General features: G+C 49.8%; 10 protein-coding genes. 5 read left to right on the plus strand and 5 right to left on the minus strand.

Annotation, left to right across the window (positions count from 1 at the left end; genetic code table 11):
- Positions 1 to 457: 457 nt before the first annotated feature.
- Positions 458 to 1,435 (minus strand): aromatic ring-hydroxylating oxygenase subunit alpha, encoded by a 978-nt coding sequence (locus tag LQV63_RS13785; RefSeq protein ID WP_233697144.1) that lies wholly within the window; start codon positions 1,433 to 1,435, stop codon positions 458 to 460.
- Positions 1,436 to 1,690: 255 nt separating this feature from the next.
- Between LQV63_RS13785 and LQV63_RS13790 the strand changes: the two genes are divergently transcribed.
- Positions 1,691 to 3,049: a nucleobase:cation symporter-2 family protein gene (locus LQV63_RS13790; RefSeq protein ID WP_233697145.1), complete on the plus strand. Its 1,359-nt coding sequence runs from the start codon at positions 1,691 to 1,693 to the stop codon at positions 3,047 to 3,049.
- Between the two features lie 80 nt (positions 3,050 to 3,129).
- Here the strand turns inward: LQV63_RS13790 and LQV63_RS13795 are convergent, their stop codons facing one another.
- Positions 3,130 to 4,467, minus strand: coding sequence for a TrkH family potassium uptake protein (locus LQV63_RS13795; RefSeq protein WP_233697146.1), 1,338 nt, complete (start codon positions 4,465 to 4,467; stop codon positions 3,130 to 3,132).
- Between the two features lie 323 nt (positions 4,468 to 4,790).
- Between LQV63_RS13795 and LQV63_RS13800 the strand changes: the two genes are divergently transcribed.
- Positions 4,791 to 5,219, plus strand: a complete 429-nt coding sequence (locus tag LQV63_RS13800; RefSeq protein WP_233697147.1) for an EamA family transporter — start codon at positions 4,791 to 4,793, stop codon at positions 5,217 to 5,219.
- A gap of 37 nt (positions 5,220 to 5,256) precedes the next feature.
- Here the strand turns inward: LQV63_RS13800 and LQV63_RS13805 are convergent, their stop codons facing one another.
- The 3 genes from LQV63_RS13805 to LQV63_RS13815 form a co-directional block, all read right to left on the minus strand.
- Entirely contained in the window at positions 5,257 to 6,222 is a 966-nt protein-coding gene (locus LQV63_RS13805; RefSeq protein ID WP_233697148.1) for a tetratricopeptide repeat protein, read from the minus strand.
- Between the two features lie 340 nt (positions 6,223 to 6,562).
- Positions 6,563 to 7,831: an MFS transporter gene (locus LQV63_RS13810; protein ID WP_233697149.1), complete on the minus strand. Its 1,269-nt coding sequence runs from the start codon at positions 7,829 to 7,831 to the stop codon at positions 6,563 to 6,565.
- 620 nt (positions 7,832 to 8,451) lie between these two features.
- Complete coding sequence (locus LQV63_RS13815; RefSeq protein ID WP_233697150.1) at positions 8,452 to 9,831, minus strand: YjiH family protein; 1,380 nt, start codon at positions 9,829 to 9,831, stop codon at positions 8,452 to 8,454.
- Between the two features lie 422 nt (positions 9,832 to 10,253).
- Here LQV63_RS13815 and LQV63_RS13820 point away from each other — a divergent pair, with 422 nt between their 5' ends.
- The 3 genes from LQV63_RS13820 (at position 10,254) to LQV63_RS13830 (ending at position 14,015) form a co-directional block, all read left to right on the plus strand.
- Complete coding sequence (locus LQV63_RS13820) at positions 10,254 to 11,591, plus strand: FAD-dependent oxidoreductase (RefSeq protein ID WP_233697151.1); 1,338 nt, start codon at positions 10,254 to 10,256, stop codon at positions 11,589 to 11,591.
- 692 nt (positions 11,592 to 12,283) lie between these two features.
- Entirely contained in the window at positions 12,284 to 12,877 is a 594-nt protein-coding gene (locus LQV63_RS13825; RefSeq protein ID WP_233697152.1) for an RNA polymerase sigma factor, read from the plus strand.
- Positions 12,843 to 14,015, plus strand: coding sequence for a DUF4179 domain-containing protein (locus LQV63_RS13830; RefSeq protein ID WP_233697153.1), 1,173 nt, complete (start codon positions 12,843 to 12,845; stop codon positions 14,013 to 14,015). The genes LQV63_RS13825 and LQV63_RS13830 overlap by 35 nt, the downstream gene beginning before the upstream one ends.
- Positions 14,016 to 14,098 lie beyond the last annotated feature (83 nt).

Consider the following 14,098-nt stretch of genomic DNA (forward strand, 5'->3'; position numbering starts at 1 on the left):
CACATGTTTCTTACTATACTCCATATTGCTCAGGTTGGATGACATCTTAGTAACTAGTTATTTACTTGCTCATCCATTGGATTGTGTCCAGTGAAACAGCAGCGTATATCCCTTTATGGTAGGTTTCATTGGAATTCTTCCAATGATTCGACACTCCATCCTCACTAATGGCTGAAAAACAGCCGGATCCATTGGACAAATTACAGTCTACATGCCGTTTAGCCGCCGAGTCCGTACATTTCAATGTATATTTTCCAATGGAACTTACTCCGGGCTCCACCGCGGAATAGAAAAAGCGAGTGCTGCGTCTCCACGAAAACCCGCTGCGGAATTCATCCGTTATATGGGGTAAAGGTTGGACGTCGGTGCCGTGCTGGAGACGAAGTCGATCACATTGCATGCAAAAAAGCCTGGGCACCTTTCCAGGCCCCAGACTAAGTGATCGGTCATCGCTGTCTCAGGCCGTTCCCCAGACGACGCCGAGCTCCTTCAGATATTGGCGGTAGGCAATGCTGACACGGTCGCATTTGAGCGACAGCTCCACCTGCAGGTCAAGCGGCAAATCCTCTGGCTTCTGATTCTCAACCACTGGCTTGTCCTGCGCGAAAATCATATCCTGGAAGCTCGTTATTTCCTCATCAGCCATGCCGGTATCGTAATTGAAAGAGAGCACTCCATATGCAATTGAGGTGTCCGCATCCTTCGGCTGCACCGTCAGCACGATGGACATGAGATGATCGGTCTCGTTGTCGCGCTTCGTGAATTTCACCGTTAACGGACGTGCGATCTCATAAGTGTAATACACGTGCTTCGCTTGCCCCGAACCATCCGGATCTGGCTGGAATATAGCGATTTCCTCGGAACGGATGCCTTCCGGTACGCGGTGTACACGATAATCTCCGATTTCCGTATGCGTTTCAACCCCCAAATAGCCTTCATGGACGATAGCCAGATGGCCGACATCCAAGAAGTTCTCGACGATGCGCGGTGGCTTCGCCGCCACGGTCTGCGGTCCCCAGATGACGTTGCGCCATCCGGCGGCACCGTATTCCGGGAATGGGAACCATGGCGCGTCCGCTTGGCCAAGGTTGACCCAAATGAAGCCATAACGTTCTTCACACCCGTATGTGATTGCATGCGCTTTGGTAGGAATAGCCTGCTCTTTCGGGAGCTGCGGAATGCCTACGCAGGCGCCGGAAGCGTCGAATTCCCATGCATGGTAGGCACAGACCAGCTTTCCATCCTTTACGCAGCCTTGCGACAGCGCCGCACCACGATGCACGCACAAATCTTTAAAGGCATGCACCCCTTCTTCTGTGCGGAACAAGACGACACGTTCTCCCATAATCAGCACCTGCATCGGCTTCTCCTGAAGGTCCTGAGCACGGCAGGCCACTATCCATTCATTGTGCAATACGGCGTCGTTGACGATCATGATTTCATTAGTCCCCTTTATTTGGAAGTGAATACTCTAAATGACTCCTTACTGGTACTTTCGTTTTTCAAGCGTTACATAAGCTCATTTTAGGGAAAATAGACGTTGCAGTCAACCTTAAAGACGAACAATTTAAATATAAAACTAAAAAATATTCGTAATTTTCCTATACAAAAATAAAACTTCGCACTATAATCAGGTTGTGATAAAAATCATATACGGAACGATACAGAAAATTGGGAGCTGATATCACTCATGGAACAACCAGCGAAGACAAATACGCTTGTCGTCGGCGTCGACGATAAGATCAGTATGGGGAAAGCTTTCATTCTCGGGCTTCAGCACGTCTTGGCGATGGATTTATACATTGCGCCCATTATCATTGCCGGATTGCTTTCGTTAAGCGCAGCTGACACTTCATTTTTTATTCAAATGTGCTTTCTTGGAACTGGAATTGCGACGTTGATTCAGACGGGCTTCGGCTTACGGCTGCCTGTCGTACAAGGACCATCGTATGTGCCAATCGGCGCTATTGGCGCTATCGGAAGCAAGCTTGGGCTGGGCGCGATGACAGGAAGTCTCATTCCCGGCGCGCTGCTGATGATTCTGCTAGGCATGCCGCTGAAATGGTTCGCCAAGGCGGTACGCCGTGTGATCCCTCCGCTTGTAGGCGGTACGGTCATTCTAATTGTAGGCATTTCGCTCATGCCGACCGGCATGAATAATATTTATAGAGCGCCAGGGGATCTGTGGACGAACATCCTCATCGCCGCTATATCTGCAGGTGTGCTTATCGCATGCATGCTGCTGGGACGTCAATCCAGAGGTCTAGGTACTGTATCGCGCCTCATTTCGGTCATTGTCGCGATCGTTGTCGGCACTGTGGTGGCATCTTTCTTAGGAACGGTTGATTTTGCGCCGGTAGCCGACGCAGACTGGGTTTCCTTGCCGAGCTTCTTTCCGTTTGGCGCACCCGTGTTTGATTTAAGTGCCATTCTGACGATGATGTTTGTCTATTTTATTATTTTGATTGAAACGACGGGAACATGGTTCGTCATTTCCTCCATTACGGGGAAGGAGCTGACGGATGAGCGCTTGAATCGCGCGGCAGCCGGAGAAGGCTTGGGCTGCTTCGTCGGCGCATTGTTCGGGGGCACGCCGATGACCGGCTATTCCTCCAATGCAGGGCTTATCGCGGTGACGGGTGTAGGAAGCCGGATGGCGATTATGGCCGGAGGGGGAATTCTTATCGCCCTGGGTCTCATGCCGAAGCTGTCGGCTGCGATTACTTGCATTCCAGAGCCTGTCATTAACGGCATCTTCGGCGTCGTCTGCGTAGCGATTGTCGTGAACGGGCTGAAGGTCATCCAGTTCGTCGATTTGGATGAGCGGGCCATGATGATTATCGGCGTGCCGATTCTGCTCACGATGGCGGTGACGGTGCTGCCGCAAGGCGCATTGGACGGATTGCCGGACTTCGCTGTCTACGTCCTGTCTTCCGGCATTACAGTCGGCGCGCTCGCCGCTCTGATTCTGAATCTGCTCATTCCTTCAAGCAAGCAAAAAGCGCAACAAGAGTCCGTGCTATCGAGCGATGCTCCGACGGCTTCCTAATCGTTCTGTATTTCCATATATGCAAAAAGCACGAAAAAAGGCAGCAGCGCACCGGCGCTTGCTGCCTCTTCATTTTTTCCTTACCCAATCATAATCTTGCCTTCCGGATAACGGAACAAGGATTGCTCCTTGCGGTTGCCGAGCGCATAGGCGAGCGTCATCGGGCCGATCCGTCCGATGAACATCGTCATGCAGATGACCAGCTTGCCGAAAGGCGTCATCTCCGGCGTTAATCCCATGGACATTCCGACGGTGGCTACGGCGGACACTGTATCGAACAATATGCTGATGAACGGCTCGTCCTCTGTTACGGCAAGCAGCATGGACACGGACAGCACCATGAACAGCGCTAGGAAAATAATCGTCAACGCCTTCACGATTTGGTCTTTGGCGAGGCGATGGCGGAACAATACCGCATCTTCACGCCCGCGCAGCATGGCATACACGGCCGCCAGCAGAATGGCGAACGTCGTCGTCTTAATTCCGCCGCCGGCCGATCCCGGCGATGCTCCGATAAACATCAATATGATGAGGAAGAATTGCGTCACTTGCCGCATATCGGCAATTTCAAGCGTCGCTGTCCCGGACGATCTCGCGGAAATGGATTGGAAGAACGACGCATACAGCTTGCCGTCCCATGTTAACGATCCGAGCGTATTCGGGTTCGTTACTTCAAAGATGAATATAAATATGGCTCCGACAACGACTAGAAGCGCTGACATGGACAGCACGACTTTCGAATGGAGCGACAGCCGGCGCGACTTCGGATAATCGTACAGCTCCGCCAACACGATGAAGCCGAGCCCGCCAGACAAGACGAGCAGAAAAGCGACTAAGTTCGTTAAGAAGTCTCCCGCATACTGCTGAAAGCTTGACCCAAACAGATCGAAGCCCCCATTGTTAAAGAGGGACACGGAATGGAACAGGGCGTAGTAGAACGCTTGTGTCCACGACATATGGCTGGACCAATGCAGCATGAGAATAACGGTTGCGGTGCCTTGAATGACAAATACAAAGATGATGACGCGCTTAATCGTGCGCACGATGCCTTCCATGCTGTTCGCGTTAATCGATTCCTGTAGGATCAATCGTTCGCGCAGCGATATCCGCTTACCGAGCATCAAGTAGAAGAGCAGCGCCACGGACATGAAGCCGATGCCGCCAATTTGAACGAGTGAAATAATGACCCCTTGTCCGAACGCAGAGAAGGTCGTCCCGATATCGACCACCACTAGCCCTGTAACGCACACGGCGGACGTTGCCGTGAACAAAGCGTCAACGATCGAGAGGGAATGTCCCGGTGCGGTGGAAATCGGTAATTTCAATAAAATTGTGCCTATCGTAATAATAAACAGAAACCCGGTCACCAGCACGCGTGCCGGAGTCCAGTGCAACGTTCGCTTTCGCCAAGCAGTCATGTGAACGTCTCCTTTTTATAGAACTTATCATGAAGGAACGGCTCCTAATTTCAACTTTACTGGTGTATGCTTTATGAAATGCTTTTGCCCGAACCTGAACCAAAACGTTCACTAGTATATCGTTTCCAGCAACGTATGTAAATGACCGTTTTTAACTTATTAACATTTTCCTATTTCAAAAGGGTGTTGGGAACCTCACTCTTTTGTTATAATTGATAATTGTTCTCAATATATTGCGATAAGTTCGGCATCAGTTCGATGTACGTAAATCATTGCCGACTTGAGCATGATACTATTATTTGGTGAAGAGGGGAGGGAATTCTATGGGAAGTTGGTTTTGGTTTGCTTTGGCCTCTGCCGTAATGGCTGCGTTCGTGTCTATTTTTGGCAAAATTGGCTTGCAGCAGGTGGATTCAAACACGGCCACGGCGATCCGTGCCGTCATTATGGCGTTGTTTCTGATCGGCGTCATAGCCGTTCAAGGAAAGCTGACGCAAATCGGCGAAGTGTTGGCGAACCGCAAGGCGCTGCTATTCATCGTGTTAAGCGGTGTGGCGGGAGCGTTGTCGTGGTTGTTCTATTTTTTAGCCATTCAAAAAGGGGATGTGGCGAAGGTCGCTCCCATCGACAAGCTCAGCGTCGTGCTGGCTGTCGGATTTGCATTTCTGTTTCTGGGGGAGAAGCTGTCGATCTGGGGAACGATGGGGGTCGTGCTGATTGCCGTAGGCGTCATTCTGACGACGATTGCATAAGCTGAACGGTTCCACCCGCGCAGGCCGAGAGGGTGCCTTATGACACCCACGGCCGACCGTATACTTTCCAATTCACGACAAAGCGGCTAAGCCAATACGTTGCAATATGAAGCACAATGAAGCCGATAAGCAAAGCAGGCTGAATGATGGCGAAAATGACCCAAATGATAAGGAGAATGAAGGGCTGAAGCTTCTGAAATAGTTGTGCCGGCCACCACACTAGGCGAAACCACAGGTGCGTCTTCTGCAGCGCATCCATATATTCTTCCCGCACCTGCTGATCGCCAGGATCAAGGCGAACCGCCTCTCCCATGAATTTGAGGGAATGCTCATGTTCCCCGCGCTGGTCTGCCGCCCATGCCAGCTGCATGAACGTATACGCATGTTCTTCGTTCATTTCGAGCGCTTTGCGCTCAGCTTCTTTAGATTCCGGAACACGTTCCAATTGGGCGAGTACATAGCTGTAAGTGGCATAGGCAATTCCGGCAGGCTCGATGGCAATGCAGCGTTCCAGCGACAGCAGCGCTTGCTCTAGCGCGCCTCTTCGCATTTGGTACTGCGCCAGGAGCAAATGGGGCGTCGGGTCGTCTGGAGCCACGAGGGCGAGCTGCCGAGCGGCGGTCTCGAATGCGCTCCATTCCCCGCGGTCGTAATACACCGACATTCTCACCCGCCAGGCATCCGGTTGATAAATATCGCGCTTCAGCGCTTCCGCAGCCCAATGCAGCGCTTTGTCCGGCGCTACCGGCTTGTGGACCATCGCAGCGAGCGACATAACCGTTGGATGCTCCGGATATTGCTGCTGCAGCCGGGCGGTCCCCAGCAGCGCCTCTTTATATCGTTGCCGCTGATACAGCTCATTAATTTGTTGAATCGCCATTTGGAGGTGTTTGATCGTCTCGCGGTCTTCAGACTCTTCCGCCTCTTCTTCCTGCTGTTCCTGGCAAGCCTGATGCTCTTCGACCGCTTCGATCGCTTGTTTCCCGTCTTGCTCTTGCGACATCCTCCGTCACCTCCGTGTTGAAATCATCTGTCTTCCATCCTGTTGCCAATGAATATATTTATTCGATAACCAATAAGGTGTGCTGTAAAATATATCAGTTAGGGAAGTTGACAATATTGTAGATCTCAGCGGCTACCGCCGCAAGTCCCCAGTGGGGCTGTTTGTTAAAATGTGTCTAAATAATGGTATGTGTTACGTTACCATACACGGCATATGAATGTCATCAGATGCATGAACAAATATATATATATGACATATAAAAGAACCGCTATCGGAGAGCAAGCGTCTCTTTAGATAGCGGTGCCAGTTTTTTGCGTTATTCGCTTGCGTCCATTAATAATTAATCCTCAGGCAATTCCTTCGCCCACTCATCCAGCGTCGCATCGTTAGGCAGCAGCCACGTTAACAGGCCGAGAATCGGCAGGAAGCCGCATGCGATCATCACGTTTGTGATGCCCCAGCCGTCGATGAAGTAACCAAGCACGAGTGCGCCAATACCGCCCATACCGAATGCGAAGCCTGTAATGAGCCCCGATACGGTCCCGATATTGCCTGGATGAAGCATCTGAGCATAAACAACCGTCACCGAGAAGCTGGAGAGCAGGATGAACCCGTTCAAGGTCAACAGGACGGCAGCCCAGAATGGAGTGACGAACGGCAGCGCCAGCGCGATCGGCACCGTGCCGACGATGGAGACGAGAATCAGATTGCGTCTGCCGAAGCGGTCGGCAAGCGGACCGCCGAAGAACGTTCCAACCGCACCAGCGGCGAGGAACAGAAAAATATAAATTTGCGCATTATCGAGACTAAGCTTATAGGCATCCATCAGATAGAATGCATAGTAGCTCCCGATAGCAGCCCCGTACCACGAGCGGACAAAGACGAGCACGACCAAAATGATTGTCGCCCAGAGGATGCTTTTGCGCTTCGCAGGGTCCATCGCTCTTGCCTGATGGCGCTTTTTGAACGTGTAGCCGGCATCGAGCATGCTGCGATACCACTTGGCTACATACATCTGCACAGCGATTCCGGCGGCTGCAATAATCGTGAAGCCGAGTGCCCCAATCTGACCGAACGGAATGAACACCCATTTCGTCAGCATCGGCGCCAAGGACTGCCCGGCATTCCCGCCGACTTGAAAGATGGACTGCGCCAGACCTTTGCGCATTCCGGCGGCCATATGGGCAACCCGGCTGCCCTCTGGATGAAAGGCAGCGGAACCGAGGCCGACGAAGATAACGGCAAGCAGCACCATCCAATAATTCGGCGCATAGGCGAGCAGGAGCACACCGGTAAAGGTAAATCCCATCCCAATCGGCAGGAGGACCGGCGTAGGTCTGCGATCCGCCGCATAGCCGACGACAGGCTGCATGAGCGATGCCGTAAAGTTGATAGCGAATGAAATCCAGCCAATCTGCGTGAAGGACAGGTTCATCGTGTCCTTCAGAATCGGGAATATGGCCGGGATGACGGCTTGAATCGAATCGTTGAACAAGTGTACGAAGCTGATGGCGAGCAGAATGCGGAACACGGTCGTCTGCTGCGGGCTAGCTTGCGGCCGAAGCGCTGCGGATGCAGGGCTCGTGCTAGCGGCATCTTTGCCGTTCATGGACAAGCTCCTTTCTCTCTGGCGGTAATATGTATATGATATCATCTATACAGGAGTCAGTTCGTGATAGGTACAGCGTGCTTCCCGTTGCCGCCATGGGATGATAGCGGAAGAAGGAGCGAGCGAATGAAGTAGAGATAGCGCAGCGGGATGCGTGATGACTGACGGTAAAGAGGCTGTTTTCGCAGCACTTCTAGAAGACTGGTGATAAAGTGACGGCAAACTGCAAAAGTGCAGGTTAATGGAGTATTGAGCGCCGTTTACCTTGAACAACCCTTTCGAAATGAATGATGTAACGATAATCGTTTTTAGGAAGGGAAGCAATATATAAAAAAGCCCATATCCAAGCAAAAAACGGGGATTCCCGTCACCGGATAGGGGCCTTTCGAGCGATTTCGCATTAGTGCGAATTGAAAAAGTCACTGTTCAGCACCGAGAAGGTAGCAAGAACTCGAAGCGTATGCTCCCGAAGCGAGTTTTGCTCCGCAAAACTTGTAAGGAGCAGCGCAGTGTAGGCGAGACTACATGAGCACCGGACTCAAGAGTGAATTGCAAGATTCGATGTCGAATCACATCTTGGGTTATTTCGTGATCAATAGGGGGTTTTTGAACAACCTCTATTAGAACAGCAGATGCCCAATCAATGTAATAATCGGCAGCGTAATAAGGGTGCGCAGCACAAATATAATTAAAAGATCCTTCAGATTGACCGGTATTTTGGAGCCGAGCAAGAGACCACCCACCTCTGACATATAAATGAGCTGCGTTACGGACAGCGCCGCGACGACGAAGCGGGTCAGCTCGCTTGTTATATTGGAGGCGAGCACAGTAGGCAAGAACATATCGGCAAAGCCGACGAGAATCGTCTGTGAAGCCGCATTCGCTTCTGGCACACCTAATAGATTCAGGAGCGGAATGAACGGCCAGCCGAGCCATTTGAACAACGGCGTGAACTCGGCAATCGCCACCGCGAGCGTGCCGATAGCCATAACGACCGGGATGACGCCAATCCACAGGTCAATGATGTTTTTGCTTCCGTTCTGCAGGAAGGATCTCGTCCCCTCATGCTGCTTCGCCTTGCCGACCGCTTGATGGAGCGCCCAGCGCCATGGCTTCCACGAAGGAGGTATCACTTCTTCTTCGGCTTGTTGCACTTCGCCGTAATACGTATCCGGCTTGCGCGAGAGCGGCGGGATGCGCGGCATGATGATGGCTGCGACCATACCCGCGAACGTCACTGTGGCGTAGAACGGCAGAAACAGATGCGCCATATTCACGTTGGACAGCACGATAAAGCTGAACGTAATCGAGACGGCCGTAAAGGTCGTTCCAATAACAGCCGCTTCCCGTTTCGTATAATAACCCGACTCATATTGCTTGCTCGTCATCATGACTCCGATCGTGCCATCACCGAGCCAAGAGGCCATGCAGTTAATGGATGAACGACCGGGCAAGGTGAATATCGGGCGCATAATTTTCGTCATCAGCGTTCCGAAAAATTCGAGCAACCCGAAATCAACAAGCAGCGGGAGCAGCAGACCCGCCAACAGAAAGACGACGAACAGGCCGGGAATCAAGCTGCTTAGCAGCATTCCGCCCGTATTCTCCGACCCTATCCAGTCAGGACCGATCTGAAAGTATGTCAACAGCGCAAATATCATCCCCAACGTTCGGGTGACGAACCAGAAGGGGGTAATGTGAAACATGGATTTCCATAATGGAAGCGCAAGCAGGCGCTTCGGCGCGAACCAGCGGGTGTAAGCCGTCCCGATCCAAGCAAGCACGATGACGATAGCGGCGGCCAGCGGCAGCCATGGCGCTAATGCATGCTGAATTGCTTTGGCCAAAAATGCAATGGGAACCGTTACTTCCCCATTCCATTGCAGGGGCACGACGAAGAGCAAAAGCCCTAGCAAGGAGGGGATGGCAAATCGCAAAATCCCTGTCCAGCCTTCGCCCCGTACGGGAGCGGATGACTGTGGGTCGTTCGTTGGTGTCATGTATATAATCTCCTTCGAGTTGAAAGTATAATTATGCAGACCCCGTATACTTTAATACAAACCTATATAAAAACCAAGGATTTGGACCATGATCAAAAATGGTAAATATATGAATACACCTAGCTGCGAGCGAACGAATCGAAAGAACGTTCTATAATATTTATCACATTTTTTTCGCTATACATTGTGAATGTTATTATTTTCACAAATTAGACAAATGATAGCGTTTGCGCGAGGTTGTCGTGGCTAAAGAAACGAATATAATAAAAGTATGTTCGGTTGATGCAATGAACAATGTCATACAACGAGCACAGGACGCAATATTTTTTAGTTTAGTAAGTGAAGGTATTCACATTCACATGGATTATTATTTTTCACCTTTTCAATACAATTCTGATTTGAACATAAGGGAGGAACTTACTATGAAAGTTGCAGTCATCGGTTGTACACATGCAGGCACCGCCGCTATCGTCCAAACGGCCAAGCGTTACCCTGAAGCTCAAATTACCGTATATGAACGAAACGACAATATCTCCTTCTTGTCCTGCGGCATCGCCTTATATGTGGGCGGCGTCGTGAAAGACCCGCAAGGACTGTTCTATTCTTCGCCGAATCAGCTTGCCGACCTTGGAGTCGTCACGAAGATGCGCCACGATGTGCTTGATGCAGACACAGCCAATAAGACGCTCCGCGTACGCAATCTGGAGACGGGAGAAGAGCTTGAGGATACATTCGATAAGTTGATTATTACGACGGGTTCATGGCCGGTTGTGCCGCCGTTCGAAGGTATCGACCTTGACAATATTATGCTCTGCAAAAATTATAATCATTCCAATGCCATTATTGAAAAAGCTCAGGATGCCCGCCGTGTCGTCGTCATTGGTGCAGGTTATATCGGCATCGAGCTTGTTGAAGCGTTCGAGGAGAACGGTAAAGAAGTGACGCTTATCGACATGAGCGATCAGGTGATGTCGAAATACTTGGATGCTGAATTTACGGCTCCCGTAGAAGAGACATTGCGGGCAAAAGGCGTGCGGCTGGCGCTTGGAGAAACGGTAGCTCGATTTGAAGGAACCGACGGGCGCGTCTCGAAGGTGGTTACCAATCAGGGCGAGTATGAAACGGAACTCGTGATTCTCTGCATCGGCTTCAAGCCGAGCACGGAGCTGTTCCGCGGCCAGCTTGACATGCTGGATAATGGAGCCATCGTAGTCGATGAATATATGCGCACGAGCCAGCCTGATGTATTTGCCGCAGGGGACTGCTGTGCCGTACAGTACAATCCGACGGGTCAAGCCGCGTACATTCCACTGGCGACGAATGCCGTCCGCATGGGCACGATTGCCGCATGCAACCTGGTGGAGCCGCGTATCCGCTCGCTTGGCACGCAAGGGACGTCTGGGATTAAGATTTATGATCATCACATCGCTTCTACAGGCTTAACGGAGCAAGCGGCACTTGCTGCCGGAATGAATGTGAAAGTGAGCACAATAACAGACAGCTACCGGCCCGAGTTCATGCCGACTCATGAGGAAGTCATGCTCAAAGTGGTGTGCGAAGCGGATGGCGAACGCATCGTCGGCGCGCAGCTGGCATCGAAAATCGACTTGACGGCTGCCGTCAATACGCTGTCACTCTGCATTCAGAACAAGATGACGATGGATGGGCTGGCAGTTGTCGACTTCTTCTTCCAGCCTCATTTCAATAAGCCGTGGAACTTCTTGAACACGGTCGGGCTGCAGACGCTGGCACGAGTATAAAGGGCTGTTGTCAGGCGAACCGCAACCTGATTAATGTATATACCATCTATACGCAACCGTCAATGTCGCATTCCATGTGATATTGGCGGTTGTTGACTTCTAAGAAGACAATCCCTGATACTTAATAGAGGTCACATATATAACGAAACGCAGGAGGAGGGAACATACTCCTTCATACATACGATAGTCGGGAGTGAGCAAGATGTACGTCGTTGAATTAACCTCTACGAAGCCGATGACAGAAGTGGATGTGCATTTGGATGGGCACCGATCTTCCTGAACGAACAATATGCGCAAAACAAGTTCATTATTTCCGGAACTATAGATGCAAGCGCCGTCTAATGACGACGCTTTTTCTTTTTATATAAGGTTAATTCTTAGCATTAACGAAAAAGAGTTACAACTCATAGCATCATAGAGTAGTAAACTCATTTTGTATCAACTTCATTAAAGCCCAAGCGATCTCGGAAAGTGGTGGTATTATCCCCTCCAAGTTCACTCTTGTTCCTCATGATAGCACAAGGTTTTTTTTTGAGTGTCTACTTAAAGGGGATAATACCATAATGAAATTTTGGCGGTTTTTTCCAATTGGAGATGAGTAAAGCTACTATAATTCGCCACAATAAAAAGATAGTGTCACAAAATCGCATTTTGAGATTGTTATATAGGTATACGAGAAAGGAGGTGATCTCTTGCAGCCTACCATCCCCGGGGAAGCGGAAGGAAAAAGGAATGCAATTGAAGCGGTTGTAGAACAGGTCCAAGCAGGAGACACACAGACATACCAAGCGATCATTATCCAGTTTGAACGGCAAATGTATACTTACTGCTACTATATTCTGAAGGATCATACGGAGACGGAAGATGCCGTTCAGGAGATCTTTATTCGCGCCTATGAAAATCTTCATCAGTATAGCAGACAAGTATCCTTCTCTGCTTGGCTGTATAAGATAGCCTACCATCATTTGATTAATATAAAGAAAAAGCAGAGCCGCTGGCTCAAGCTGATCGAACATTATAAAGAGCAGCAGCCTGCGCTGCAAATCTCACGCCACGAGTCAGTGGTCTATGAGCTTTTGACTTATCTTACAACGGAAGAGCGGCATATTTTACTCCTTAAGGCGGTAGAACAGTACACCTTTGAGGAAATAAGCGAAATTATGGGCCTCAAGCCCGCCACAATACGGAAAAAATATGAACGATTGCGTCGAAAACTGATGGAACGTACAAGCCAAAAAGGAGAGATGGCACATGGGACATTGGCCGAAACAAACGGAATTCGCTGAAATGGATGCAATAGAACAAATGATTCGTGAATCGTCATTACCAAACAAAAGCAGGAGTGATCAAATTATGAATAAAATTGGAGAGAGTGAACTGACAAGAAGATCTTCGAAACGAAAACCAAATATAATGAGAAGAACCGTCTTGGTCGCATCTGTCGCAGCAATACTAGGTGGAGGTGTGATTGGTACGGGATTTGTATCGCCGGCAATGGCTGCAACATTACAAAATATTCCAATGTTTGGCGATCTTTTTAAAGGATTAAGCAAAGAAGCTCTGGATACTGCCATTAACCAGGGAATCGTATCTGATCCCAACCTGAGTGTAACCCATGATGGAGTAACGCTGAAGTTAGCTAGTTTGCTCTACGATGGAACCCGTTTATCCTTCGTGTTGGAGCGTGAAGGGGCAGATTTGCCGCCAACTGCTGCTTATTCATATCTATCTGAAGAGGGGTTCAAGGGCGAAATTATCGATTCTGACTTTGAGAAACAACCGATTCATCTTAAAGGGTATATTAAAAGGCCAACCATTCTTGTTAACGGACAAGAAATTGAATATGACAGCGGCAGCTTCGGGGATTATTCTGTAGAGGACGATGTTGCTTATAAAGTTGAATTGACACATGGCTTGAAATTGCCTGACCAATTCGAGCTCACGATTCAGGCGGATGTCACACAGGTGAATGAAACCTTTGAATTCAAAACTCCCGTGAAGATAGAGAATAACTCGCTTGTGTTGAAGCCGGAGGTCTCCAAATCGGACGGACAGTTCAGTTATACCGTCAAGGAACTGGTTAGTTCGCCAGTGTCTACCCGTCTCGTTCTGGACAGTAAGGGCCCGGTTCCAAAATCTCCGGAGCAAACGGGCGATTACAGCGCCAGCATGGTCTATTATGAGCTTGTGGACGACAAAGGAAATGTCCTGCAACCAGATGGGGTCGAGTACTTCTGGAGCGAACCCAAAACAGAATATCACATTGATAAGCTGTATTCCCCTTTTGACGGCAATACGAAATCGATCACGATCAAGCCGTTTACACTTACTGTGAAGACCAAGGATTGGAAGGTTGTCGGCGGCAATGACAAGAATAGAACATATCTGAAAGATCTGGAAGTGACCATTCCTATAAAAAAATAGAAAAAAAATAGAGAGGCTGTTCCAAAAGTGAACTGCACCCCGTCAAGTAGACAGTACAAAAAATAAAAATCAATTAAGCGGCT

The sequence above is a fragment of the Paenibacillus profundus genome, from assembly GCF_021369635.1.
Classification (GTDB): domain Bacteria; phylum Bacillota; class Bacilli; order Paenibacillales; family Paenibacillaceae; genus Paenibacillus_B; species Paenibacillus_B profundus.